The 22,883-nt window shown below is 74.3% G+C and carries 24 protein-coding genes and 1 riboswitch; of the genes, 14 read left to right on the forward strand and 10 right to left on the reverse strand.

Going from position 1 to position 22,883, the window contains the following annotated elements; translation table 11 throughout:
* Nucleotides 1-36: 36 nt before the first annotated feature.
* Together ACFVU9_RS14715 and ACFVU9_RS14720 are read right to left on the reverse strand one after the other, a co-directional pair.
* The gene (locus tag ACFVU9_RS14715; RefSeq protein WP_387593488.1) at nucleotides 37-1,512 is read right to left on the reverse strand and encodes an FAD-dependent monooxygenase; all 1,476 of its coding nucleotides are present in this window, start codon (nucleotides 1,510-1,512) and stop codon (nucleotides 37-39) included.
* Entirely contained in the window at nucleotides 1,509-2,165 is a 657-nt protein-coding gene (locus ACFVU9_RS14720; RefSeq protein ID WP_387593490.1) for a PadR family transcriptional regulator, read from the reverse strand. Before ACFVU9_RS14720 ends, ACFVU9_RS14715 begins: the two co-directional genes overlap by 4 nt.
* 154 nt (nucleotides 2,166-2,319) lie before the next feature.
* Here ACFVU9_RS14720 and ACFVU9_RS14725 point away from each other — a divergent pair, with 154 nt between their 5' ends.
* The 3 genes from ACFVU9_RS14725 to ACFVU9_RS14735 all read left to right on the forward strand — a co-directional run bounded on the left by ACFVU9_RS14725 (nucleotide 2,320) and on the right by ACFVU9_RS14735 (nucleotide 5,265).
* Entirely contained in the window at nucleotides 2,320-3,261 is a 942-nt protein-coding gene (locus tag ACFVU9_RS14725; RefSeq protein WP_387593492.1) for a TIGR01777 family oxidoreductase, read from the forward strand.
* A gap of 186 nt (nucleotides 3,262-3,447) precedes the next feature.
* The gene (locus ACFVU9_RS14730; protein WP_380504846.1) at nucleotides 3,448-3,954 is read left to right on the forward strand and encodes a DUF664 domain-containing protein; all 507 of its coding nucleotides are present in this window, start codon (nucleotides 3,448-3,450) and stop codon (nucleotides 3,952-3,954) included.
* Nucleotides 3,955-4,011: 57 nt separating this feature from the next.
* On the forward strand, nucleotides 4,012-5,265 hold the full coding sequence (locus tag ACFVU9_RS14735; protein WP_387593493.1) for a threonine/serine exporter family protein: 1,254 nt from the start codon (nucleotides 4,012-4,014) through the stop codon (nucleotides 5,263-5,265).
* 62 nt (nucleotides 5,266-5,327) lie between these two features.
* Here the strand turns inward: ACFVU9_RS14735 and ACFVU9_RS14740 are convergent, their stop codons facing one another.
* On the reverse strand, nucleotides 5,328-6,041 hold the full coding sequence (locus ACFVU9_RS14740; protein WP_380446426.1) for an IclR family transcriptional regulator: 714 nt from the start codon (nucleotides 6,039-6,041) through the stop codon (nucleotides 5,328-5,330).
* A 198-nt stretch (nucleotides 6,042-6,239) separates the two neighbouring features.
* Nucleotides 6,240-6,382, reverse strand: a riboswitch (SAM riboswitch).
* Between the two features lie 124 nt (nucleotides 6,383-6,506).
* Between ACFVU9_RS14740 and ACFVU9_RS14745 the strand changes: the two genes are divergently transcribed.
* The 4 genes from ACFVU9_RS14745 (at nucleotide 6,507) to ACFVU9_RS14760 (ending at nucleotide 8,637) form a co-directional block, all read left to right on the forward strand.
* Nucleotides 6,507-6,803 carry a hypothetical protein gene (locus ACFVU9_RS14745; RefSeq protein WP_387593495.1) on the forward strand — a complete coding sequence of 99 codons (297 nt, stop codon included), beginning with the start codon at nucleotides 6,507-6,509 and terminating at the stop codon, nucleotides 6,801-6,803.
* A gap of 219 nt (nucleotides 6,804-7,022) precedes the next feature.
* Nucleotides 7,023-7,439 (forward strand): hypothetical protein, encoded by a 417-nt coding sequence (locus ACFVU9_RS14750; protein WP_387593497.1) that lies wholly within the window; start codon nucleotides 7,023-7,025, stop codon nucleotides 7,437-7,439.
* A gap of 5 nt (nucleotides 7,440-7,444) precedes the next feature.
* Complete coding sequence (locus tag ACFVU9_RS14755) at nucleotides 7,445-8,119, forward strand: hypothetical protein (RefSeq protein ID WP_387593499.1); 675 nt, start codon at nucleotides 7,445-7,447, stop codon at nucleotides 8,117-8,119.
* A 26-nt stretch (nucleotides 8,120-8,145) separates the two neighbouring features.
* Entirely contained in the window at nucleotides 8,146-8,637 is a 492-nt protein-coding gene (locus ACFVU9_RS14760) for a hypothetical protein (RefSeq protein ID WP_380446430.1), read from the forward strand.
* Between the two features lie 61 nt (nucleotides 8,638-8,698).
* Here ACFVU9_RS14760 and ACFVU9_RS14765 read toward each other — a convergent pair whose 3' ends face one another.
* From ACFVU9_RS14765 to ACFVU9_RS14780, 4 genes are all read right to left on the reverse strand, one after another.
* Nucleotides 8,699-10,057, reverse strand: a complete 1,359-nt coding sequence (locus ACFVU9_RS14765; protein WP_387593501.1) for a serine/threonine-protein kinase — start codon at nucleotides 10,055-10,057, stop codon at nucleotides 8,699-8,701.
* A gap of 220 nt (nucleotides 10,058-10,277) precedes the next feature.
* On the reverse strand, nucleotides 10,278-11,348 hold the full coding sequence (locus ACFVU9_RS14770; protein ID WP_387593533.1) for an NB-ARC domain-containing protein: 1,071 nt from the start codon (nucleotides 11,346-11,348) through the stop codon (nucleotides 10,278-10,280).
* Between the two features lie 61 nt (nucleotides 11,349-11,409).
* Nucleotides 11,410-12,810 (reverse strand): amidase family protein, encoded by a 1,401-nt coding sequence (locus tag ACFVU9_RS14775; RefSeq protein WP_387593503.1) that lies wholly within the window; start codon nucleotides 12,808-12,810, stop codon nucleotides 11,410-11,412.
* Between the two features lie 152 nt (nucleotides 12,811-12,962).
* On the reverse strand, nucleotides 12,963-14,006 hold the full coding sequence (locus ACFVU9_RS14780; RefSeq protein WP_387593504.1) for a hypothetical protein: 1,044 nt from the start codon (nucleotides 14,004-14,006) through the stop codon (nucleotides 12,963-12,965).
* 165 nt (nucleotides 14,007-14,171) lie between these two features.
* On the opposite strand from ACFVU9_RS14780, the gene ACFVU9_RS14785 reads away from it, so the two are divergent.
* Both ACFVU9_RS14785 and ACFVU9_RS14790 read left to right on the forward strand, forming a co-directional pair.
* A complete protein-coding gene (locus tag ACFVU9_RS14785; RefSeq protein ID WP_387593505.1) occupies nucleotides 14,172-14,369 on the forward strand; it encodes a hypothetical protein in 198 nt (65 codons plus the stop codon).
* Nucleotides 14,366-14,923, forward strand: a complete 558-nt coding sequence (locus ACFVU9_RS14790) for a hypothetical protein (RefSeq protein WP_387593507.1) — start codon at nucleotides 14,366-14,368, stop codon at nucleotides 14,921-14,923. The genes ACFVU9_RS14785 and ACFVU9_RS14790 overlap by 4 nt, the downstream gene beginning before the upstream one ends.
* Here the strand turns inward: ACFVU9_RS14790 and ACFVU9_RS14795 are convergent.
* The gene (locus ACFVU9_RS14795) at nucleotides 14,911-15,657 is read right to left on the reverse strand and encodes an ArsR/SmtB family transcription factor (RefSeq protein WP_380446436.1); all 747 of its coding nucleotides are present in this window, start codon (nucleotides 15,655-15,657) and stop codon (nucleotides 14,911-14,913) included. The two genes, ACFVU9_RS14790 and ACFVU9_RS14795, sit on opposite strands and share 13 nt — an antisense overlap.
* 64 nt (nucleotides 15,658-15,721) lie before the next feature.
* Here ACFVU9_RS14795 and ACFVU9_RS14800 point away from each other — a divergent pair, with 64 nt between their 5' ends.
* A complete protein-coding gene (locus ACFVU9_RS14800) occupies nucleotides 15,722-17,104 on the forward strand; it encodes an MFS transporter (RefSeq protein WP_387593509.1) in 1,383 nt (460 codons plus the stop codon).
* Between the two features lie 263 nt (nucleotides 17,105-17,367).
* On the opposite strand, the gene ACFVU9_RS14805 is transcribed toward ACFVU9_RS14800, so the two are convergent.
* Nucleotides 17,368-17,769 carry a nuclear transport factor 2 family protein gene (locus ACFVU9_RS14805; RefSeq protein ID WP_387593510.1) on the reverse strand — a complete coding sequence of 134 codons (402 nt, stop codon included), beginning with the start codon at nucleotides 17,767-17,769 and terminating at the stop codon, nucleotides 17,368-17,370.
* A 114-nt stretch (nucleotides 17,770-17,883) separates the two neighbouring features.
* On the opposite strand from ACFVU9_RS14805, the gene ACFVU9_RS14810 reads away from it, so the two are divergent.
* From ACFVU9_RS14810 to ACFVU9_RS14825, 4 genes are all read left to right on the forward strand, one after another.
* Nucleotides 17,884-18,756 carry a LysR family transcriptional regulator gene (locus ACFVU9_RS14810; protein WP_387593512.1) on the forward strand — a complete coding sequence of 291 codons (873 nt, stop codon included), beginning with the start codon at nucleotides 17,884-17,886 and terminating at the stop codon, nucleotides 18,754-18,756.
* A gap of 140 nt (nucleotides 18,757-18,896) precedes the next feature.
* Entirely contained in the window at nucleotides 18,897-19,391 is a 495-nt protein-coding gene (locus ACFVU9_RS14815) for an SRPBCC domain-containing protein (RefSeq protein WP_387593535.1), read from the forward strand.
* Entirely contained in the window at nucleotides 19,388-19,750 is a 363-nt protein-coding gene (locus tag ACFVU9_RS14820) for an ArsR/SmtB family transcription factor (protein WP_387593514.1), read from the forward strand. The genes ACFVU9_RS14815 and ACFVU9_RS14820 overlap by 4 nt, the downstream gene beginning before the upstream one ends.
* 54 nt (nucleotides 19,751-19,804) lie before the next feature.
* Nucleotides 19,805-20,278, forward strand: a complete 474-nt coding sequence (locus tag ACFVU9_RS14825; protein WP_380493817.1) for an SRPBCC family protein — start codon at nucleotides 19,805-19,807, stop codon at nucleotides 20,276-20,278.
* Nucleotides 20,279-20,372: 94 nt separating this feature from the next.
* On the opposite strand, the gene ACFVU9_RS14830 is transcribed toward ACFVU9_RS14825, so the two are convergent.
* Nucleotides 20,373-22,715 (reverse strand): ATP-binding protein, encoded by a 2,343-nt coding sequence (locus ACFVU9_RS14830; RefSeq protein WP_387593516.1) that lies wholly within the window; start codon nucleotides 22,713-22,715, stop codon nucleotides 20,373-20,375.
* Nucleotides 22,716-22,883 lie beyond the last annotated feature (168 nt).

Raw genomic sequence — 22,883 nt, forward strand, 5'->3', positions numbered from 1 at the left:
GTCGCGGACGGACCCACCTGCGGGGGCGGTCGACGATCAGGCAGCTCCGTACCAGTGCTGGAGCGCCTGCCGGAGCCCGTCGGTCCCGTCGTCGTCCTCGGCGGTGCGCAGCCAGGCGGTGTGGCCGTCGGGGCGCAGGAGGACGGCGTGGAGGTCGGGGTGGTCGGGGCAGGTTGCGGTGACGAGGTCCACGCGGTCCGCCCATCCTGCGGCCGTCGCGCGGACGTCCGTTCCTCCCGTCAGGTCGAGCAGGACGCCGCGCCCCGGGGCGAGCAGCTCGCTGAGGCGGGTGCGGCCGTGGCCGGTGGTCAGGGTGAGGTCGGGGGCGAGGCGGCCCAGCCAGGGGTGGCCGGTGTCGGGGAGCGTCTCGTAGCGGGTGTCCAGGCCGGTGACCGTCTCGGCGAGGGCGCGGTTGCCGTCGGGGTGGCGGGCGACGCGGGTGAGCAGGTCGGTGAGCGGGGCGAGCCGGTCGCCGGGCGCGCCCGGTTCGCCGAGCAGCACCTGGGCGCGGGTGTTCGCCAGCACGTGTGCTCCGGCGGCGTGGCGTTCGGCGTGGTAGCTGTCGAGCAGGTGGGCCGGGGCGGTGGTACGGACGGTGGCGGCGAGCTTCCAGCCGAGGTTGAACACGTCGTCCAGGGCGAGGTTGACGCCGATCGCCCCGGCCGGCGGGTGGATGTGCGCGGCGTCCCCGGCGAGGACGATCCTGCCCCGGACGTACTCGGCCGCCTGCCGGGCTGCGTCGCCGAAGCGGGTCAGCCAGCGCGGGGCGCGTAGTTCGACGTGACGGCCGAGCGCTTCGTCCACGGCGGTCTGCAGCAGGTCGAGGGTGACCGGGGTGTCCTGGTCGGCGGGCGGCCGGCGGTCGGTGGTGATGACCCGCACGTAGCCGGGGCGGGGTATCGCGAACACGCTGCCGCCGGGGCCGGTGGTCACGCCGAACGGCAGCGCCTGCGGGTCGGCGAGCTCGACGTCGCCGAGGAGGGAGAACCGGGTCGCCGCCGTGCCGGGGAAGTCGATGCCGGCCCGTTTGCGGACGGTGCTGCGGCCGCCGTCGCACCCGACCAGGTACGCGGCCCGGATGCGGTACTCGCCTCCGTCGGCGGACACGGTGGCGGTGACGGACTCGAAGTCCTGTTCCAGCGTGAGCAGTTCGTGTCCGCGCCGGATGTCGGCGCCCAGGTCGAGGGCGTGCTGCTCCAGGACCTCCTCGACCCGGGTCTGCGGGATGCCCAGCGAGTACGGGTGGCCGGTGTGCGCGCCCGCGAGGGTGAGCGTCACGGGCAGGCCGGAGAACGCGGCGTGCGGGACCTGCCGGCCCTCGGCGATCAGCCGTTCGGCGAGGCCGCGCCGGGCCAGCAGGTCCAGGGCGCGGGCGTTGAGGTTGAAGCCGCGGCAGAAGTCCGGCCGCCGCGGGTGGCGTTCGAGCACGACCGTGTCGACGCCGGCGAGCCGCAGTTCGCTCGCGAGTAACAGCCCGGCCGGGCCGGCTCCCACGATCAGCACCTCGGTCATCGGGTGGTGGTTCCCTTCTCGTCCGTCGGGTCGGACCAGGTCCAGCCCTGTTCGGTCCGTTCGGTCCGTTCGGCCCGTTCGACCCCGGGCCAGGCGAGGCTGCCGTCGCGGATCTCGGCGATCGTCCGCCGCGTCCAGGCCAGTTCGGCCTCCCAGGCGTGCAGCGCGCACTCGACCTCGATCATGAACAGCCGGGGGACGCCGCCGGAGCCGACCGTGTCGGCCAGCACCGTGCCCGTCTCCTCGATCCGCCGGGCCAGGTGCTCCGCCCGTTCGGCGAGCGCCTCCGCCGCCCCGTCCGGACCGAGCGCGCCGAGGTAGGACACCGCGGCCATGAACTTCGGGTACTCCGCGACGGGCGTGCGCAGCAGTTCGTCGATCCACTGGACGAACTCGTCCTGGCCCGGGCCGGTGACCGCGTACACGGTGCGCTCCGGCCGCCGGCCGTCGCGCGCCGTCTGGACCGGCTCGATCCAGCCGTGCCGCACGAGCGACTCGACCGTGTCGTACAGCGAGCCGGAGTTGACCTTGAAGCTGCTGTCCTTGTGCCGTTCCCGCAGGGTGGAGGCCATCTCGTACGGGTGCATCGGCTGTTCCTGCAGCAGGCCCAGCACGGCCAGCGCCAGCGTGTTGGAGATCTTTCGTTTCACCATCGAGGTACTCGCCGATCTCTAGTCGGTCTCGGTTAGCCGGATCCGACTATACGGATCCGGCTAACCGATGTGAACCACCGATCGTGCGACGCGGGATATTTGAACGCGTTCAATTGAGGCGCTAGGCTCGAAACCCGAGATGAGGGGGGAACCCATGAAGATCGTCATTCCCGGCGGCTCCGGCGCGCTCGGCACCCTGCTCGACCACCGCCTGACCGCCGCCGGCCACCGCGTCGTCGTCCTCAGCCGCCGGCCCGCCGGGCCCCGCCAGATCTGGTGGGACGGTCAGCACCTCGGAGCCTGGGCGACCGAGGTCGACGGCAGCGACGTGGTGCTCAACCTCGCCGGGCGCAGCGTCAACTGCCGCTACACGGACGAGAACCGGCGGGCCATGATGGACTCCCGGGTGCTCTCCACCCGGGCCGTCGGCCGGGCCATCGCCGCCGCCCGGCGCCCGCCCGCCGTCTGGCTCCAGATGAGCACCGCGACCGTCTACGCCCACCGCCACGACGCGCCCAACGACGAACTCGACGGCGTGATCGGCGGCGCCGAGCCCGGCGCCCCGGCCTCCTGGCGGTACAGCATCGACATCGCCCGCGCGTGGGAGGACGCCCAGGCCGAGGCCGACACCCCGCACACCCGCCGCCTCGCGCTGCGCACCGCCGTCGTCCTCGGGCCGGAGCGCGGCGGGGCGTTCGACTCGCTCTCCTGGCTGGCCCGGCTCGGCGCCGGCGGGCCGATCGCGGGCGGCGCGCAGTACGTGTCCTGGATCCACGAGCGGGACTTCGTCCGCGCCGTCGAGTTCCTCGCCACCCGGGACGACCTCGCCGGCCCGGTCAACCTCGCCGCCCCGCACCCGCTGCCCCAGCGCGAGTTCATGCGCGACCTGCGGGCGGCCTGGGGCATGCCGCTCGCCCTGCCCGCCACGCGCTGGATGGCCGAGCTCGGCGCCTTCGCGCTGCGCTCGGAGACCGAGCTGCTGCTGAAGAGCCGCCGCGTCGTGCCGGCCAGACTGCTGGACGCGGGCTTCGCCTTCGAGCACCCGGACTGGCCGCAGGCCGCCCGCGACCTGGTGCGGCGGCTGCGCGGGCGGTGACGGCCTCCGGTGCCCAGGCCGCCCGGGGCTGCCGAGACTGCCAGGACTGCCGGGGCCGCCGAGACTGCCAGACAGGACTGCCGGGGCCGCCAGGGCCGCCGAGTGGCTGGGAGGTCTGCGGCGGGACATGCTCGTCGGGGCGGCCGAGCCCCGGACGACCCCGATCGGGAGGCGACAGTGACGGGTGTGACCAGCGCCGATCTCCTCGTGGACGCGTTCGGCCGGATCCGGGAGGAGGTCGCCGGCGTCGTCGACGGCCTCTCCCCCGAGCAGCTCGCCTTCCGGGTGCGGGATCCGGCCAACTCGATCGCCTGGCTGGTCTGGCACCTCACCAGGATCCAGGACGACCACGTCGCCGACGCGGCCGACCGCGAGCAGGCGTGGACCGCGGACGGCTGGGCGGAGCGCTTCGCCCTCCCGTTCGCCGCGGCGGCCACCGGCTACGGGCACCGGCCCGCCCAGGTCGCCGAGGTCACCGCCACCGCCGAGCTGCTGCTGGGCTACCACGAGGCCGTCCACGCCCGGACGGTCGACTTCGTGCGCAGGCTCAACGGCCCGTCCCTCGCGCGCGTCGTCGACGAGTCGTGGGACCCTCCGGTCACCCTGGGGGTGCGGCTGGTCAGCGTGATCTCCGACGACCTCCAGCACGTCGGCCAGGCGGCCTACGTGCGCGGGCTCCTGGGCGGGGGCTGACCGCCCGGAAGAAGGGCACGGTCGGACCGAATCGGGCGGGATGGGACGATACGTGCCATGTCACGCACGTCTCCCCCGGTCCGGGGCACCGCCGCCCCGCCCGACCCGCTCCGCCGCCTCCTGCTCGAACTGGGCGACGCCCTCCTGGGCGGTGGTCTGCCCGTCCACGACGTCGAGGAGGAACTCCACGGCCTGGGGCGGGCGCTGGGGGCTCCCGGGGTGCAGGTCGCCGCCCTGACCAACGGGCTGTTCGTCTCGCTGGGCCCGGACGACGCCACCGCGTTCCGGCCCGTCGGCGCCGCGCTGCGCTTCGAGCAGACGGCCGACGTCCTCCACCTGGTGCACCGGCTGCGCGCCGGCGGGCTCGACGGGCCGCGGGCACTCGCCGAGCTGGACGCGATCCGCCGGGCGCCGGCCCGCTGGCCGACGTGGGTGGCGGACCTCGGGGCGCTGCCGGTCGGGGTCGGGGTCTGCATGTTCCTGCAGCCGGCCGCGGCGAACGTGCTGGCGGCCGGGGCCGGCTCGCTGGTCGTCGCGGGACTGACCGTGCTCGCCCGGCGCCTGCCGTCCCTGCGGCCGCTGCTGCCCGTCACGGCCGGGTTCCTCGTCGCGCTGCTCGTCCTGGCGCTCGCGCAGGCCTCGCTGCTGGACGGCCCGCTGCGGACGATCGTCGCCACGCTGGCGATCCTGCTGCCGGGCGGGCTGCTGGTCACCGGCCTGTCGGAGATCGCCGCGGGCTCGGCCAGCGCCGGGACGGCCCGGCTGGTGTCCGGCGCGGTGCAGCTCGCGCTGTTCCTGGCCGGGGTGGCCGCCGCCACCACCGCGATCGGCATGCCCGCCTCGGCGCTGGCCAACGTGCAGGTGGCCAAGCCGAGTTGGTGGGTGATCGGGCTCGGCCTCGCGATCGCCGTCGCGGGCGTCGTGATCAACGTGAACACCCCGCCGAGCGCCGTTCCGTGGATCGTCGCGGTGATCGCGGTGAGCGTCACCGTCCAGGTCGTCATCGGCTCGGAGCACGGCGCGGCGATCGGCGGCCTGGCCGGGGCGGTCTCCGCCGCGGTCGCCGCCACCCTGGTGCACTGGCTGCCGGGCGGCCCGCTCTGGCAGGTGCTCTACCTGCCGGCGTTCTGGATCGTCGTGCCGGGCTCCTTCGGCCTGCTGAACACCGCCCAGATCGAGGTGGGCAACGGGGCCCAGTCGGTGCTGGCGGCCGTCTCGGCGGTCTTCGGGGTGTCGATCGGCACCCTGATCGGCTCGGTGATCAGCCGCATTCCCCGTCCGGCGCTCCTCACGCCGGCGCCTCGGGCCTGAGCCGACGCCCCGGGCCCGGGCCTCGGGCCTGAGCCGACGCCTCAGGCCCGGGGCCGGGCCGGTCACGGGTGGCGCAGCGCCTCGGTGAGGTGGTTCGCCGCCTCGATGACGGCCTGGGACAGGCGCGCGCCCGGGTGCCGGGTGAGCCGTTCGATCGGGCCGGAGACGGTGACCGCGGCCACCACCCGGTTGGACGGCCCGCGCACCGGCGCCGACACGGACGCGACCCCGAGCTCGCGCTCGCCGATGGACTGCGCCCAGCCCCGCCGCCGTACGCCGCTGAGGGCCGTGGCCGTGAAGCGCGCCCCCTGGAGCCCCCGGTGGAGGCGCTCCGGTTCCTCCCAGGCGAGCAGGATCTGGGCGGCGGCGCCGACCTTCATTGGGAGCGTGACCCCCACCGGCACCGTGTCGCGCAGACCGGAGAGCCGCTCCGCGACGGCCACGCAGATCCGGACCTCGCCCTGACGGCGGTACAGCTGGGCGCTCTCGCCGGTGACGTCGCGCAGGTGCACGAGCACCGACCCGGCGGCGGCCAGCAGCCGGTCCTCCCCCGCCGCCGCCGACAGCTCGGCGAGCCGGGGGCCGAGGACGAACCGGCCCTGCAGGTCCCTGGTCACCAGCCGGTGGTGTTCCAGCGCGACGGCCAGCCGGTGGGCGGTGGGGCGTGCCAGGCCGGTGGCGGCGGCGAGTCCGGCCAGGGTGATGGGGCCGGACTCCAGGGTGGCGAGGATCGCGGTGGCCTTGTCGAGCACGCCGACGCCGCTCGTGAGCTCCATGGATGGGTACTCCAGTCTCGAATCCGCGGCCGACGGGTGGGTTCGGCACGCGGGGGCTCCCCGCGGGGAGCGCGGGGGTGGTCAGCGAGAACGGGCCGGAGAAGTCGGCCGGATGCCTGCGCCGGGCACGAGACGGGTACGCGGAAGGGCCGGGGCGGGAAGCGCCCGGGCGAAGGACAGCACAGAGAGCACCGTGTCTCCTCATCTTTCCCGCGCCACGTTGGCGACAGGCCGGAGTTGGCACTGATCCCGGACGGCACGGCGCGTACTTCGGACGCCGGGTCGAACGGGGAGTTGCCGGGGCTTCGTAGGGCCGGTCCCTCCACCCCTCTGGATGATTCGCGAGGAACGATACAAGACTCCCCGCCCCGCCCGCCAAACTCCCCCTACCCCGTACACCTCCGCTTCGTGGGAGCACGGCTCCCGCCGGGCCCGGTCCGCGGGGCTCTGGCATGATCACCGGCCATGACCGACCTCGCATTCGACGCCCTGCTCTGCGACCTGGACGGCGTCATCCGCTTCTACGACGGCGACGAGGTGACGCGGCTCGAACGGGCCGCCGGCCTCGCCCCGGGCACGACGACGGAGATCGCGTTCGCCCCCGAGCGCGACCTCCCGCTGCTGCTCGGGCGGATCACCCGCGCGCAGTGGGCCGCGTCCATCGCCGAGGCCCTGGCCGCCCACGTCCCCGCCCCGCAGGCCGCCGAACTCGGCCGGCTGGTGGCGCCCGTCCTGGGCGAGGGTGGCACGGCCGCCCCGTAGGGCGTCGGCCTGACCATCCGTCACATCCTGTTCCGGTCAAGGAAGATCACCGAAACCTCCGTTCCGAATCGGGGCGCTCGCGTCGCGGATCCGGACATCTGTCACGGTTTCGAAGCGGCAGTGCCACGACTTCGCATATCCCTCACCGAGCCGCGACCGGAGCTCTACCGTTTTACCGACGGTCCCCTTCTCGACCGTCCCCGAGCGGAGGGCGAGCACATGAACGGTCGCCAGGGTCCGGTCGTGCGGTCGGGGGTGGTCGCCGTGGCGCTGTGCGCAGCCGCGGCCTGCTCCTCCGGCACGAGCCAGGCCCACGACGGCGTGCAGGACCTCGTGACCGGTACCGGGTTCGACACCGGGCAGCAGCGGATCACCGGGGCCTCGACCACGTTCCCGGTCGGCCAGACCGCCTACGTGGCCTTCATCACCGACGCGGGCGGCGCGGGCGGGACGGTACAACTCGACCTGGTCCGCGGCGGGCAGTCCGAACCCGAGGCACGCAGCCTGCCGGTCACGGTCGCCCAGGGCCGGCACGTCTACACCAAGCGGATCGACCTCGTCATCGCGGGGAGCGTCCAGGTCCAGGCGCTCTACAACGGCGTGGTGGTCAAGTCCCTCTCCCTGAAGGTCGGGTGAGGACCATGACGATCCGACCGGCGCGCGGCGCGGCGCCGCTCCTCGTGACCGTCGCGCTCCTCACCCCCCTCGTCGGCTGCGGCAGCTCCGGCCACGCGGCCGCCCCTCCGCCGAAGTGCGACACCTCCTACGTCTACACCAACGTCAAGGACGGCGGCACGGCGCTGGAGGTCGTCGACGCCCAGATGTCGCAGAACCAGACCGGCTCGACGGAGACCTGGTCGGTGAGCACCACCCGCGAACAGACCCTCTCCATCCAGGAGTCGGAGAGCACGACGGTCAAGGCCCACGTCGCCGTGGCGGGCACCGCGCTCGTCACCGGCGCCTCGGCCTTCGTCCCCGCGGCCGAGGGCCAGGCGAACGCCGTCTTCGACTACGAGCACCGGACCGACTCGTCCGTCTCCCGCACCTCGTCCAAGTCCACCAACACCAAGGTCGCCATCCAGGTGCCGCCCGGCACCACCGCCTACGCCCTGTACGGGGTCGTCATGAAGTGGACGACGGGCACCGTGCGGACCGACGCCTGCGGCGGAAGCACCGGCGGCGGCGAGACGAAGACCTTCATCCTGCCCGAGGCCTACACGTGGTGCAGCTGGTTCGTCGGGCCCGATTCCTTCACCGACGGCAACCAGAGCCCGTGCGAAGTGGTACCCGGGCAAGGACCGCAGAGCCTCAACTGAACACCACCAGAGAAGGGTTCGGACCCGTGCAGCCCGTCAAGATCAGCGTCCAGTCCGGAGCGCTCGCCGCCATCGGCGTGATCGCGTTCATCGACAGCTTCCTCCCGTGGTACACCGTCTCCGAGAAGTCGGGCGCCACGGGCCTCCTCACCCAGTACGCGGCGAGCGGCAACGCCTGGGACGTGGGCGCCGGCGCCTGGATCCCGATGGTCGCCCTCGTGGCCGTCGGCATCATGGCCGCCCTCCCCGCCATCGGCCGCGGCCTGCCCGCCCGCCAGGGCCACGCCACCAATCTCGTGCTCGCGCTGATCGCCACCGTGATCGTCCTGCTGCGCTGGCTCACCTACCCGTCGATCCCCGTCGGCCAGTCCGCCTTCATCGACGCCGGCGCCGACGTCGGCACCTACCTCGGTGTCCTCCTCGGCCTCGCCGCCACCGGCGCCGCCTACCTCGGCTTCACCGCCAACGGGGGCACCCTGGACAGCTTCACCAAGATCTTCCGCACCCCGCCCGCATAGGCGGTCCTCTCGCAGGCAGGCCGGGGAGTCCTCGACTCCCCGGCCTTTGCGCACACCCGGGTCAGGCCGCGATCGCGCGGGCCGCCCGTCGGGTCTTGATGTCGCGGTAGCAGTACGCCGCGATGGTCAGGACGAACACGGTGAAGTAGGGCCACGTCTCCGAGAGGGCCAAGTGGCGGCCCCAGGTCTGGCTCACGAACACTGCGATCTGTCCGATGACGCCTGCCGCGGCCACACGCCCCGTCACACGCGTCAGACCGGTGGAGCGCGCTTTGAGTACTGCCGTGTAAATCCAGGTGATCAGAACGGACGAAAGCCCGATTCCCATCCTGAAGGCCGTGAAGAGCAAGAACACCCAGAGGCACACCGAGAGGACTGCCTGCCCCAGGATGATCGACCACGCCGCGACGTCATAGCGGTCCAGCGCCTGCGTCGATCCGGTGTCCGGCCGTGGACGGGGGCTGCTCTCTCTGCGGGTGGGGGCCGGAGGCGGGAGCGGGGCCGTCGCTGCCGTGGAGGGGCGTCGGTCGGTCCGTCCTCCCGAGGGTGCGGGGCTTCCGGCAGGATCGGAGGTGTCGTCGACGTGCCGTAGCGCCAGGGAGAGCTCGGTGGCACTCGCGTACCGCCGGTCGGGGTCCTTCTCCAGCAGCCTCAGCACGAGGTCGTCCCACGCGGCGGGAACACCGGCGGACACCGAGCTGGGTGCGGGCGGCTCCTCGGTGAGATGTGCCGTGAGGTGTCCCACGGCGTCGGGGGCCTGGAAGGGGAGCCGGCCGGTGATCATCTCGAAGAGGAGGCAGCCGAGGGCGTACAGGTCACTGCGCGGTTCCGGGTGGCCGCGTGCCTGCTCGGGCGCCATGTAGGGGGGTGTGCCCACGATGAAGCCGGTCTGGGTGAGCCGGTCCCCGGTCGCGTAGGGGTCGGCCGCCCTCGCGATGCCGAAGTCGAGGACCTTCACCGTGCCCGACGGCGTGATGACGACGTTGGACGGCTTGATGTCCCGGTGCGTGACTCCGGCCGCGTGCGCCGCGGCGAGCGCGTCCGAGATCAGCGCGCCCCATCGGGCCGCGTCGGCGAGGGCGACGGCGCCTCGGCGCAGCATCGTGTCCAGGCCCTCGCCCCGCACCAGCTCCATCACCAGGAACGGGGCCCGTTCGCTCCCCTCGCCGGTCTCACCGAGGTCGTGGATGGTCACGATGTTCGGGTCCTGCAGTCGGGCGGTGATACGTGCCTCGCGCAGGAATCGGGCACGGGCCTCGCCCCCGCGGCTTCCGTCACCCGCGAGCAGGGAGATCACCTTGACCGCGACGCTGCGGCCCAGCGTCTCGTCCAGCGCCTCCCACACCTGCCCCATGCCGCCCTCGCCGAGCTGCCGCACCAGCCGGTAGCGGCCCCCTAGGAGCTGGTCCCGCATCATCATGCCCCGCCCGCTTCGTCGGCCTCGTCGTCGAGGACCGTCCGGCCCTCCGCCGACTCGCCCGTGCTCCCCGGCTACCGGCCCTTGGCCCTGCATCATGCCGTACACGCCGGATTGGCGCGGGCGAACGGCCGAAGATCGACCACTTGGGGGCGAGTGATCGACACCGGAGGGGTGGGCGGCCTCCGGCGGATCCGCTGCGCGGCGGGAGGGGCCTTTCCGCCTATGGCGTGCCGACGGTCCGGTGGACACGTGGCGGGTGGCCTCCGGTCGAAGGGCGGCACAGGCGGCGTTCCAGGTCGGCGAGGTGCCAGGCCGGTCTCGACCGCAGGCGGGACGCGACGGCCGACACCGCTCCAGGGGTGTACCCGCAGGCTCGGAGGATCCGCCCGGCGGCCTCGGGCTCGGCGGCGACCCGGCCGGCGCCCACCACTCTGGTCAGGAGCAGCAGCGCCTCCTCCTCGGTGAAGGCGCCCAGTCGGTGCGGTTCGGCGCCCTCCAGGCCGGTCATGGTGTGCTGGCCGGTGATCAGCACCAGGCACGTCGGGGAGGCCGGCAGGAGCTCGCGGACCTGGGCGGTGGTGGCGGCGTCGTCCAGCACGACGACCGCCCGCTTGCCGTGCATCCGCTCGCGGAACAGGGCGGCGCGCTCGGCCGGTCCGGTCGGGACGTGCTTCGCGGGGACCTCCAACTGCCGCAGGAACATGCCGAGTACGGCGGCCGGATCGGCCGGTGGGTGCTCGGGGTCGCTGCCGCGCAGGTTGACGTACAGCTGGACGTCGGCGCACCGGCCGTCGCGGACGAGGCGGTGTGCGGCGTGCAGGGCGAGTTGGGTCTTCCCGATCCCGGCCGGGCCCTCGATCGTCGATACCACGGCTGCCGCTCTGCCGAAGTGACGTACGAGCGACGCTAGTTCGCACTCGCGACCGGTGAACGTGGCGAGATCGGCGGGCAGTTGCCGCAGGACGCCGACCGGTCCGCCGGCCCGCGCGTCGGAGTGCACCCGCGTGCAGGCCGCCCGCCAGCGGGCCGCGTCGGCCTCCCCCGCGCCGAGTGCCCGGACGACGGCCAGGACGAGGTCCTGGTCGAGCCGGCGGCGGTCCGGCTTGAAGACGTCGGCGACGGTGCTGTGGGAGACGGGCTGCGGCGGGCGCAGCAGCGGCCCGACCCGCTTGGCCAGCGTCCGGAGGGACGGCCCGCCCGCCCAGAGCCGCAGCCGTTCCAACGCCCGGATGAACTCGGCCAGATCGGCGGCGCCGGCCGGATCCGGCGCGCCCGTCCGCTCCTCCCGCATCACGGGGCGAGTGTAGGCGCCCGGTCCGACATCCGGGAGCGGGTGGGACCTGAGTTGGCCTTCATCGGGCCTCCCCGTGACGACCGGTCGGATCGTGCCCGGTCACCGGGTCCGCCGCCTCGGGCCGCAGGAGACCGTCGATCCGCGCCGCCACCGCGAGCAGGTCCCGGTCGGCCGTCCGCCGCCCGATGAGCTGGACGCCGACGGGGGCGGAGCCGGTGACCGGGAGCGGGACCGTCAGTGAGGGCAGGCCCGCGGTGGCCGCCGGCGAGGTGTTGCGGATCAGGGTGGGGAACGTCGGCACGTCACGGCCGTTGAGGGGCAGGGACTCCTCGTACCGGTGCAGCGGCCGGGCGCACACCGGTACGGTCGGGCTCAGGAGCGCGTCCAGGCCGTGGGCGGTGACGAGTTCGTCGTACGCGGCCTGCATCGCCTGCCGCTCCGCAAGCGCGCCGCGCAGGACGGCGGGGCCCGGGTACCCGGGGGCGGTGGGCAGTGCGGTGGCCTTGAGCGTCTCCGCGATGACCGGGTCGGCGACCGCGTCGAGCACGTCGGCGGGTGTGAGCCCGGTGCGGTGCCCGTCGAGGTAGCGGCCGAGCGCGGCGCCGAACTCGCCGAAGACGAGCGGGAACCCGACCCGGGAGTCGTACGCGACCAGGTGTGCCGTGTCCACCGGGACCCACTCCACCCCCGCCGCCGCCAGGCGGTCGACGGCCGCCTCCCAGGCGCTGCGGACCGGGCCCTCCAGGTCCTCGGTGAACACGTGCCGCGGCAGGCCGAACCGGAGCGGGCGGCCCGGGTCCCGCGGGATTCCGCTCTCCCCGGTGACGAGGGTGTCCAGCGCGATGAGCCGGTCCAGGCTGCGGGCCAGCAGCCCGGGGGTGTCCCGGGTAGTGGACAGCGGCGTGACACCCGCCAAGGGGTAGCGCCCGGCACTGGGGCGCAGGCCGTAGATGCCGTTGAGCGCCGCCGGGATGGTGACGGAACCGCCGGTGTCCGTGCCGAGCCCGGCCTCGGCGACCCCCGCGGCCACCGCGGCCGCCGTCCCGCCGCTGCTGCCGCCCGCGAACAGGGCCGGGTCGGTGGCGTTGCCGACGGCGCCGAAGGTGTGGTTGCACGAGGTGGCCCCCAGGGAGAGCTCGTGCATGTTCGTCTTGCCCAGGACGATCGCCCCCGCAGCACGCAGCGCCGCGACGACGGGCGCGTCGGCTCCGGGGACGAAGCCGGCGAGCGCGGGTGTGCCCGCGGTGTTGGGCAGGCCGGCGACGTGGATGTTGTCCTTGACGACCAGGCACCCGGGCTCCCGGCTCCCGTGCGCGTCATGGCGGGCCGCCTCCGCGAGCGCCTTCCCGGCGTCCAGGGTGACGAACGCGTTGAGGTGCCCGACGGCGGCGGCCCGGCCGAGCGCGGCGGACACGACCTCGTGCGCGCGGCGCCGGCCCGCGGCTCCCGGTTCGGCCATGGGGTCGTCTCCTTCGTGCTCGCACGTGTCGAAGGCCGTGCTACCCGCTCAAGCCGCGGTCATGCCCGGGACCACCCGGTGGCTCAGCACGCTCCACGGGAGGCCGTGCCCACTCCCGCCCGGCGCGAGCCACGGCACCGCTTGGTCCGCGCTCATGCGCCGTGCGGCGGGGTGAGGAGCTCGTCCACCCGGTCGGTACGGACTCCGGGCGGCGTGTCGCGGTCGACGTCGAGGAAGCGGCGGTTGGCCTGGTGCCACTGGTGCGAGCCGGCGATCCAGTCCCGCACGGCCCGGCAGTAGCGTTCCGCTCCTTCCCGCGTCCCACCGGCCTGTTCGGCGACGGCGACGAGCGCGCGGCAGGCCTGTTCGACGTCGTCGGTGCGCCGAGCGGTCAGCGCAACGGCCCGGCGGGCGGCTTCGCTCCAGGTGCCGGCCCCTTCGTGCCGCAGCACGGCGACGAGGTTGAGGGACTCGCCGCGGGCCAGCTCCTTGTCCAGTGAGACGATGTCGTTCGTCCAGCAGATGACGTCGTTGGCGCTGTCGCGGAGCGCCCGGAACGCGGGTGTCGCCGTGAGGGCGTCCGGCAGGACGAGGGGGTGGGCCGGCTCGATGACGTCGAGGCAGGGCAGCACTCCTCCGATGTCACGGCGCAGCCGGACGAACGTGTCGCGGTCCGGTGGCGGCGCGTCCGTTCGCCGGCTGGCGTGGCCGGTCAGGTAGGCGTTCAGAAAGTCGGACACGTCGACGACGAACCGGCGCTGCCACGAGGGGGACGTGAGCGGGACGACCCGCCGCCAGAATGCGGCGGCGGCCAGGCCGAGCCGGCTGCCCCCGGACGGCGGACCGTGGTCGGTGTGCGGCGCGAAGTGCGCCAGGACTTCCGCCACGGCCTGCCTCGCCACAGGCGCTTGCCCGTCGAGCGCGTTCTCGTCGAACTGGTCGTCGAAGAGGTACTCCCAGGCCATCCACTCCGTACCGATGGTCAGCTCGGCGGCCTCCGGGTAGGCGTAGGCGCTGAAAAGCCAGTACCGCGCCGCGTGGAAGTAGGCTGCGGCGCCTTCACTGCGCAGCAGGCCGTGCTGCTCGGTCCATGCCGCGAGATGCTCGCGGGCGCGGTCGGCGTCGGGATGGCTCCGGCAGGGGAACGGGCAGGGGATGTCGGGGATTTCGTAGCTGAACGGCCCCTGGGCTGGCATCGGGTTCACTTCCTCGTTGGTCGTCATCGACGTAGCAGCCGGTCGGACGCGGCAGCGGCCGGCCCACCACCTGCACCCGTCACTCCGTAAGCCGTACCACGGCGCGCACCGGTGCATGCGGGGAGCGCTGACCCAACTCGGCCGAAGGATTGGGATGATGGAGAGATGGAGCCGAATCGACTGGTGCAGCAGCAGGACGAACTCCAGGTCGAGGCGGACGAGGTGCACAAGGATCTGGGGCTGGACGAGCTGCTCGGGCGGGATCAGTGGCGGGCGGGCGGCCCGTCGGCGTCGGTGGTGCAGAGTTCGCAGTCCTGGACCGACGCTCCGTCGCCCTCCCATGGGCCAGGATGGGAAGCGTGAGCCTCTACGTCGTTCTCGCCGGTGACCACGTCCGGCTCCAGGAGTCCGTTTTCGCGCCTGCCGGCACCGCTCCCAGGGGTGCCATCCCCGCGACGGCCTTGCGGGACGCCGATCCGACGGCCGTCCCGCCGGAGATCCGGACGCTCTCCGGGGACACGGTCTTCGTCTCGGCCGTGCAGCGTGGGGAGTTGGAGCGCTTCTGCGCCGCCAACGGGGTTCCCCTACGTGTCAGGCCCGACGTCTGGGGCGACCTCCTCGAGTACTTCCTCGATACGGGGTTCACCCCCGGGGCCCGGGCGGCCACTCAGGCACGTCTGAGCCTGGTCGGCCTGGGCGAGGGCGAGGTGGCCGGCATCAGGCACGAGGTCGCCCCGCTCATGCACGCCTACAACGGCCTCCACCAGGACTGGTACCACCTCGGCCTCGCCGACCTCCTGGACGCCGCCGCCGCCGACCGGACTCCCGGGCACCTGCGCATCCCACCCGCCGAACGAGCCGCCTTCTGCGCCTGGGCCATGGGGATCGCGGACCTCGGGCACGCTCAACGCGGCTGACGGCCGTCGAACAGCCGGCTCGCCAGCGCCTCCTCCCCGGCCGGGGTCAGGCGCAGGGCGCGGGTGTTGGCGGCCAGGGTGATCCAGCCGGCGGTGGTGAAGGCGTCCAGGAGGTCGGCGCCGAGGCGGCCGGCCAGGTGGTGCCGCTGCTCGGTCCAGTCCACGCAGAAGCGCAGCAGCGGACGGCGCCGGTCGTCGGCGAGGTGGCTCTCCGGCACCCCGAGGCCGGTCAGCACCGGTACGGCGGCCGGCCCGAGCCGGTACGGGTGTTCCGCGTCCGCGGGCCCGTCCTGCGGCCCGCCCGCGGGGACGAGTGCGCCGCTGTCCAGTAGTGCCTCGGTGACGGCGACGCCGAACCGCCCGGCGGCGTGGTCGAAGCACACGCGTGCCCGCCGCAGCGCCTCGGCGCGGTTGCCGGCGCGGAGCGTGCGGGCCACGGGCTGGGCCGGGGCGAGGGCGGCCAGGCCCTCCATGAGTTCGGCGATCCGGCGGTCGGCGAGCTCGTAGTAGCGGTGGCGCCCCGCCTGGCGGACGGTGATCAGCCCGGCCGCGGTGAGCCGGTTGAGCTGGGCGCTGGCGGCCTGGGCCGTGACGCCCGCGTGCTCCGCCAGCGCGCCCGCGGGCAGGCTGCGGCCGCCGGCGAGCGCCATCAGGATGCGGGCGCGGGTGCCGTTGGCGAACAGGCCCGCCACGCGGGCGATGTCGGGTTCGCCGGTGCGCGCGGGGGAGGTCATGCGGTCATTGTGCCCCCGGCACGCTTCCACGGGCGTGGAAGCGGTTCGCTGCGATCGTCGGGGCATGAATCAGAGAGTCCTGGCCGTGCCGCTCGCTCCCCCGACGCCCGTCCGCGTACGGCGACGCGTGCTCGCCGCGACGGGAGCCGCCTACGTCGTCGTCCTGCTGGACGCGTCGATCGTGAACGTCGCGCTGCCGGGCGTCTCCGGCAGTCTCGGCGTCGGCGTCGACGGGTTGCAGTGGGTGGTGAACGCCTACACGCTCGCCTTCGCCGCCCTGCTCCTGACCGGCGGCACTCTCGCAGACCGTTGGGGTGCCCAACAGGCCTACGTGGCGGGCCTGTTGCTGTTCACCGCCGCGTCCGCCGGCTGCGGCCTGGCGGCCGCCTTCCCCGCGCTGGCCGCCGGACGGGCGGTGCAGGGCGCGGGCGCGGCCGTCCTCGTCCCGGCCGCGCTCAAGCTGATCGACCAGGCCCATCCGGAGCCCGGACCGCGGGCCCGGGCGATCGGGGTCTGGATGTCGCTCGGCGCCGTCGCGATGGCCGCGGGGCCGCTGGTCGGCGGCGGCCTGATCTCCTGGCTCGGCTGGCGCAGCGTCTTCTTCGTCAACCTGCCGATCGGCCTCGCCGGGGTGTGGCTGGCGCGGAGCGTCACGGGGAGGGCCGTAGAGCCCGTGCCACAACGCCTGGACGTGGCCGGGCAGGTGGCCGCCGCCGTCACGCTCGGTCTGCCGATCGCCGCCCTCATCCAGGGGCGGGACTGGAGCGCGGTGGCGGTCCTGGCCGTCCTGGCGGTGTCCGCCGCAGCAGCCGTGGCGTTCGTCGTCGCGGAGGTCCGCAGCCCGCACCCGATGCTCCCGCTGTCGCTGTTCCGCAGCCGCGTCTTCGCGGGCTCGGCCGTCGTCTCCGCGGCCTCGGCGCTGGTCTTCTACGGCCTGCTGTTCGTCTGCGGCCTCTACTTCCAGCAGGTGCGCGGCTATTCGCCCCTCCGGGCCGGGCTGGCGCTGCTGCCGCTCACCGCGACCGTCGCGGTCGGAGGCTTCGGCTCCGCCCGGGTGGCGCGGCTGCTCGGCCCGCGCTGGTCCATGTGCGCGGCCTTCGGTGCCTACGCGGCCGGGGCACTGACCCTGCTCGCTGCCTCCCCCACCTCGCCCTACTGGCACGCGGCGGCACCGATGGTGGCGATCGGGCTGGCCGGCGGCTTCATCTCCCCGGCCGCCACCGCCCCCGCCCTCGGCACCGTCGACAAGGCCCGCACGGGCATCGCCGCGGCCGCGCTCAACACCGCCCGCCAATCCGGATCCGCCCTCGGCGTCGCCGCCTTCGGCAGCCTGATCACGACCGCCCACCCCTCTACCGGCGGCCTGCACGCCGTCCTCTACGCGATCGCCGCCGTCTCCGTCGCCGCGGCGGCCGTGTGGGCGCGCACCTGGCAGCCGACGGGCTGAGGGGGCCCGGGACCAGAGCCGGTGCAGCACCGCCGAGTTGTCCGCCCAGTGCCGGTTCACCTGGTCGTACTGCTCCGTCATGGCGCTGCGGCCACTCGCGTACGCCTTGAGGGCGGCCGCCCCGGCGGCGGGCAGGGCGTCGAGGCGGTCCGGGACGGGCACGCGCAGCCGCAGGTGCCGCGGCGCTCCGGTGTATCGACGGGAGCCGGGCCGCCACGACGTGCGTCCTGCCCAGGCGACGTGCGGAGTCGCGAAGAGCGCCGTCAGACGAAGAACGCGTTCATGCCCGGCACGTCCGAGACGTAGGTCTCGATCGCGCCGATCCGCTCCCCGCGCAGGAAGCACACCGTGGCCAGGTGCTCGTCGAGCACTCGCCCGTCGCGCTCGGCGGTGTTGTGCAGGGACAGGGCGAGGTTGTCGCGGCTGAGCAGGGTGTGCCGGAAGTCGAAGTGCACGCCGTACGAGGCGATCAGCCGGATCCGCTCGATCACGGCGGCGGCGCCGCGGACGGTGCCGGAGACGGTGTTGTCGCCGGGCAGCGTCCACACGACGTCGTCGGTGAGCAGCGAGCGGATCAGGTCCCAGTCGGCCGTGGTGAGGCCGAGGCGGAAGCGGTCGGCGAGGGCGAGGCGCTGGTCGGCGCCGAGGGCGGTCGGGTCGGACATGGTGGTGAACCTCCGTCGCGGGGCGGGCTGTTGGTGGCGAGCCTCGCCGAGGGCCGCGGGGAACGGAAATGCCGTCCGCGACGGCGGACCATGCGCCGCGCGCATAATGGCGGGATGATCGCGGAAGAGCTGCGCTGGTTCCTGGCCGTCGCCGAGACCGAGCACGTCACCGATGCGGCCGCGCTCGTCGGCACCACCCAGCCGACGCTCTCCCGCGCGATCGTCCGGCTCGAACGGCGCCTCGGCACGCCCCTGTTCGACCGCGACCGCAACCGGCTGCGGCTCAACCAGGCGGGCCGGGTGTACCGGCGGCACGCCCAGCGCGCGCTCGACGAGCTGGAGTCGGCACAGGACCGGATCTCGGCGCTGCTCCCGGCGCCGGCCGAACCGCTGCGCCTGGCCTGTGCGCACTCGTTGGGCGCCTGGCTGCTGCCGGAGCTCCTCACGGCCTACCGGAAGCACGCGCCCGGCCACGCCGTCGACGTGCGCGAGGGCTCGGCGGCCGGCGTGCTCGACCTGCTGGCCGGCGGCGCGGTCGACCTCGCGGTCACGAGTCCGCAGCCGTCCCTGCCCGGGTACGGCTGGCTGCCGCTCGCCGAGGAGCGGCTGGTGCTCGCCGTCCCGCCCGGGCACCCGCTGGCCGGACGCACCGGGGTGGGCCTGTCCGAGCTGACCGACGGGCGCTTCGTGATCATGCGCCAGGACGTCGGGCTGCGCGAGGTCACCTGCGCCGTCTTCCACCGGTCCGGCCTGACAGCGCCCGTCGCGGCGGAGACGGACACCGTCGCCGGAATCCTGGACCTGGTCGCCGCCGGTCAGGGGACGGCCCTCGTCCCGGCCCGGGCCGCGACCGGCCACCCGGGGGTCGAAGCGGTCCCGCTCACCGCCGCCGACGCCTACCGCTCCGTCGGCCTCACGTGGCGGCGCGGCCGCCCGCTGCCGCCGCACGCGCGCACGTTCCGCGTCCTCGCCGGCCGGGGGCGCTGAGGTCCCGACCGACCGGGCGACTCCTCCCGTGGCCCGGCGGGCCCGGACCCCACCGAGCCGCAACTCTCAGGTTGCACCCAGGGGGGCGGCATGCAACTCTGGAGTTGCGTCCAATGCCGCCGATGAACGGGAGCCCCCTCATGAGCGAGGACCGGATCGAACGCGAAACCCTGATCGAAGCCTCCCTTGAGCGGGTCTGGTCGCTGGTGGCCGAGCCCGGTTTCTGGGTGGCCGACAAGGCGAGCCTGCCCGGCACCGCGGCCAGGGAAGGCGAGGAAGTGGTGGCGAGGAACCCGGAGTACGGCGACTTCGCGGTGCGGGTGGAGAAGGTCGAACCGCCGACCTACCTGGCCTACCGCTGGGCCAGCGCGTTCCCCGGAGAAGAACTGCGCGAGGACAACAGCACCCTCGTGGAGTTCACGCTGACGCCGGAGGGCGGCAAGACGCGGCTGCGCGTGGTCGAGAGCGGGTTCGCGAAACTGGTCGGGTCCGAGGCACTGCGCGGCAAGGCGGTCGAGGACAACACCGGCGGCTGGCGCCAGGAGCTCGACGCGCTCAGGACGCGCGCCGAACAGCCATCCGCCCAGCCGTCCGAACAGCCGTCCGAACAGTCACCCGAACAGCCCTCCGCGTGACCGACGAACCCGCCGGCATCGCCGGCGCCGCAGAGGCGGTCGACACCGTCCTCGCGGCCCTCGCCGACCCGACGCGGCGCCGGCTGCTCGAACTGCTCGCCGCGCAGGGCCAGGCCACCGCGACGACGCTCGCCCGGCACCTTCCCGTCTCGCGCCAGGCCGTGGTCAAACACCTCGCCGTCCTGGACGCCGCCGGGCTGGTGACCGGTGGCCGCGTCGGGCGCGAGGTGCGCTACACGGTGCGGCCCGCGGCGCTCGACGCGACGGCGCGGTGGATGGCCTCGCTCGCCGCCGACTGGGACCGGCGGCTGGCGCACATCAAACACCTCGCCGAAGCGGCGGAACAGGAAACGCCCTAAACGAGCCCTGACGGGTCACGTCCACCCGACGCGACCCCGGAGAGGAGCATGATCATGTCCACGGAGAACCGACAGCTCACCCACGCCCCTGCCGCGTACGCGTGCATGGTGGTGCGCAAGCCCGCGACGGAGGCGTTCCAGGCCTTCGCCGATCCGGCCGTCACGTCCCGGTTCTGGTTCAGCAAGAGCAGCGGGCCGATGGTCGCGGGAGCCGAGGTGCGCTGGGAGTGGGAGACCTACGGGGCATCGGCCGACGTCCGCGTCCAGGAGGTGCGGGAGGGACGTCTGATCCGGTTCGAGTGGGGCAACTACGAGCAGCCGACCACGGTCGAGCTGAGGTTCACCCCGCGCACGGCGCAGGCCACCTTCGTCGAGGCCACCGAGACCGGCTTCCGGGGCTCGGGGGACGACACCGTCCGCTGGGTGAACGACACCGTCGGCGGTTTCACCACCGCCCTGTGCGCGATGAAGGCCCTGCTCGAACACGGCATCGAGCTGAACGCCGTCCCCGACCACCACCCGGCCTGACCACCCGGGCCGCGTACGTGAGCCGCGTACCCGGCGGCAGGGCGGGCCGGCGCGCGGCCGGGGCGCGGAGGCCCTCCGCGCCCCGGCCCGGGGTTCAGCCGCCCCCGAGCCGCTCCCGGACCGCCGCGGCCTGCTCGCCGTCGCCGAGGTCCTCGAAGAGGGCCAGCGCCTCGGTCCACGCCTCCCGCGCCGCCGTCCCGTCGCCGGCCGCGAGCTGCGCCTCGCCCAATGAGCGCACGGCTTCGGCGAGGAGCTGCTTGTCGCCGAGGAAGCGCAGGAGCTCGATCTGCTCCCGGTAGCCGCCGACCGCCCGCGCGGCCTCGCCCCGGGCCGCGTGCACCGTGGCCAGGTGGCCGAGCAGGATGGCCAGGCCGCGCCGGTTGCCGACCTTGGTGCTGTCGGCCTGGACGGCTGCGGCCACCGTCCGGTTGTCCTCCAGCGCGAGGAGGAAGTAGCGCTCGGCCTCGTCGAGGTCGCCCAGCGTCTGGTGGACGGTGCCGAGGCTCAGCCGGGCGGTCGCGCGGCCCCCGATCGCCCCGGACTTCTCGAACACCTCCAGCGATTCCTCGTACACCGCCAGGGCCTTCGGGTAGTCCTCGCGGAACTGGTGCACGCCCGCGATGTTGAGCAGGAGCGGTCCCATCCGCACCCAGTCGCCGAGTTCCCGCAGGATCGCGCTCGCCGCGCCGTAGCACCGCTCCGCGTCCTCCAGCCGCCCCAGCATCCGGTACGCCAGGCCCAGCCCGCCGGTGACGCGGGCCTCCACCGCCCGGTCGCCGAGCGCCCTGGCGGCCTCCACCGCGAGCTCGTGCCCGGCGGCGGAGTCCGGCAGGTGGTTGCGCAGCGCGGCGACGAACTTCCGCGCGACGGCCAGCTGCCAGACGGTGTCGTGGAGCCCGAGGTCCCGGGCCGCGAGCTGGACGGCGGTCAGGTTGTGCCACTCGCGGTCGAACCAGGCCAGCGCCTCGTCGTAGGAGTCGAACGTCGCCGGGCCGTGCTCGCTGGGCCTGGTGGGGAACGGGAGGTCGGGGGTGTCGACGGCCTTGGCCGCGTTGTACGCGGAGTGCAGGAACCACCGGCCGAGGCGTTCCACCGCCGCGTCGCCGTCGGCGCCCGGCTCCCGGGCCGCGGCCTCGGCCGCGTAGCTGCGCAGCAGGTCGTGCAGTTCGTACCGGCCGTAGGTCTTCTGCTGGAGCAGGTGCTCGTCCTGGAGCAGTTCCAGCAGCGCCTCCGCGTCCGGCTCCGGGAGGTCCGCCATGGCCGCGACGGCCGGGACGGTGTAGTCGACGCCGGGGTGGCGGCCCAGCAGGCGCAGCACGCGCTGCGCCTGGCCCGGCAGTCCGCGGTAGGAGAGGTCGAAGACGGGCCGCAGCGTCCTGCTGCCCGACCCGATCGCGTCCGGGGCCTGCCCGCGCAGCGCGTCCGCCAGGTCGGCCAGGCTCCAGGCGGGCCGTGAGCGCAGGCGTCCGGCGGCCAGGGCGACGGCGAGCGGCAGGTATCCACACAGCTCGACGACCTCCCCGGCGGCCGCGGGCTCGGCGGCGACGCGTCCGGCGCCGGTGATCCGCGCCAGCAGGGCCGTCCCCTCGTCACGGCTGTACACGTCGAGCGGGAAGAGCGCGGCGCCGTCGAGCGCGGTGAGGCTGCGCCGGCTGGTGACCAGGACCAGGCACCTGGGGCTCGCCGGGATCAGGGCCCGCACCTGCTTCTCGTCGGCCGCGTTGTCGAGCAGCACCAGGGCGTCCCGGTCGGACATCCGGTCGCGGTACATCGCCGCGCGCTCGTCGAGGCCGTCCGGCACCTGCTTCGGGGGGACGCCCAGCCGGCGCAGGAAGCCGCCCAGGAGCTCGGCCGGCTCCGCGGGCGGGTGGTCGGGGTCGAAGCCGCGCAGGTTCGCGTACAGCTGGATCCCGGCGTACCGCCCGGCGGCGACGAGGCGGCGGGCGACGTGCACGGCCAGCGTGGTCTTGCCGACGCCGCCCATGCCCTCGATCGCCGAGATGACGACCGTCGGGGCGCCCCCGGGGGTGTCCGGCACGGCCGCGATGAGCGCGTTCACCTCGCGGGCGCGGCCGGTGAACGTCGCGAGGTCCGCGGGCAGGTGGCGCAGGACCGCGTCCGGCCCGCCCGCCCCGGCCTCCCCGTGCACGCGCACGCACGCGCGGCGCCACCGGTCGGCCTCGTCGTCCGGCAGGCCGAGCGCGCGGACGATCGCGACCACCAGGTCGAAGTCCAGGCGGCGGCGCTTCGGCCGGAAGACGTCGACCACCGTGGACGCGGCCACCGGCTGCGGCACGGGCAGCAGCCGGCCCACCGACCTCGCCAGCTCCCGGTACGACGGCGCGCCCGCCCACGACCGCAGCCGCCCGAGGGCGTCGATGAAGTCCGCGAGGTCGTACGCCTCGTCCGGGTCCGGCACCGCCTGCCCGCCAACCACACGTCACCTCCGCTGGTACACGGCCGAGGCTCCTCGGCAACGGCCCAGTGTACGGAGCGTGTTGACGTGCACACAGGGTTTTGGGGATGCCGGTCCGGAGGGCTGGAGCCGCGGCCCCCGGCAGGGACGTGCGGTAGGGACATGCGGTAGGGAAAACCCGACCGTCAG

This window comes from Kitasatospora sp. NPDC057936, from assembly GCF_042887525.1.
Lineage (GTDB): Bacteria > Actinomycetota > Actinomycetes > Streptomycetales > Streptomycetaceae > Kitasatospora.